Source organism: Streptomyces sp. NH27 (genome assembly GCF_056859195.1).
In genome coordinates, this window is the sequence record NZ_JACEGK010000950.1 from 1 (window position 1) to 1,293 (window position 1,293).

A 1,293-nucleotide genomic window follows, 5' to 3' on the forward strand; every position below is an offset into this window, starting at 1 on the left:
ATGGCGACAGTCATGGTGCTCGTGGACGCTAGCGGTGGGCGCCACCCCAGGGCAAGGCGGGTCCGGCCGGGGGCGGGGACAGGTCGGGACGGGTGCCGCCAAGCGCCCGAAACGCCGCGCCCGGCAGGGGCGTTCGGCCGCGACCGCCACCCACGGACCGGGCACCTCGCCGACTCCGCCTCACCCGGTCCACGCCGGGTGCCTCGGGTCGTCCGCGCGCACCAGGATGTCCGCGGCCTGCTCGGGCAGCGCCTCGCGGGCGTATCGCTCGTACGCGGGCAGCGTCCACCGCTCCGTCGGCGGGGTGCGCCGGGCGAGCGCGGCCGGGGACAGCCGCAGATGGACCGTGAGGTCGAACGGCAGGCCCTGCCCGAGCAGCAGCGGGCCGTCGAGCAACAGGACGCCGCCGGGCGGCAGTTCGACGTAGTCGGCCCGGGTGGAGCGGTCGGTGCGGGGGTCGCGCAACGAGGGCAGGGCGCGGCCGTTGCCGCCGGGGCCGAGCGGGTCGAGCACTTCGCGGCGCAGCGCCCCGGTGTCGAGCCAGAGTTGGTAGTACGCGTCGACGTCCTCATGGCCGTACTCCAGCCGCAGCGAGGCGGGGCGCCAGAAGCCGTCGGCGCCGACCCGCAGGACGGGCCGGCCGAGTGCGGGCAGCGCGGCGGCGACGGCGTCGGCGAGGTCCGCGGGACGGACCGCGGGGGCGCCGTCCACGGCGACCCGCCACCAGGGGCCGGGCGGCCGGCCGGCGGCGATCCGCTCGGCGAGGGCGTCGGCGAGCTTGGGCCAGGTGATGGGGGTCGGCTGCACCCGGCCATCCTGCCGGAGGGGCCGCGGGCGTCACCTCGGCGGCTCGCCGTCACCCGATCGGACGAGGTGACGCGGCGCCGGTACCGGGCGGTCGCGACACCAGGCACCCAAGGGCCGGAGACCGGAGCGGGCCGGAGGGAGCGGGCACATCCGGGTGGCATGCGAAGCCCGGCCTGACCCGCAGCGCGCACCCCCTCACCCGGGTGGTGGAAATCAGCTACAAATCACCCATTTGCCACCGAGCGCGATCTACTACTTTTTGTGAGCCTGTAAGAACTCACGGTGACCGTCCCCATCGCCTCACAGGAGAAGAGCCCCATGATCCTGTCCATCTCCGGCGTCGTGCTTCTCGGCGTCATCTGCTTCCTGTTCTTCCGCAAGGACGGCCTGAAGGTGTCCCACGGAGTGATCTGCGCGCTCTTCGGGTTCTACCTCGCGGGCACCGCCATCGCCCCCAGCATCACGGCGGGCGGAGCGAGCCTGGCC

At 74.5% G+C, this 1,293-nt stretch carries 2 protein-coding genes; one reads left to right on the forward strand and one right to left on the reverse strand.

From position 1 onward, the window contains the following. Positions 1-180 precede the first annotated feature (180 nt). The gene (locus tag AC13HU_RS37330; RefSeq protein ID WP_483046444.1) at positions 181-807 is read right to left on the reverse strand and encodes a nucleoside/nucleotide kinase family protein; all 627 of its coding nucleotides are present in this window, start codon (positions 805-807) and stop codon (positions 181-183) included. A gap of 282 nt (positions 808-1,089) precedes the next feature. On the opposite strand from AC13HU_RS37330, the gene AC13HU_RS37335 reads away from it, so the two are divergent. Next, positions 1,090-1,293 (forward strand): hypothetical protein (locus AC13HU_RS37335; RefSeq protein WP_483046445.1); only part of this gene is annotated, 204 nt, incomplete at its 3' end.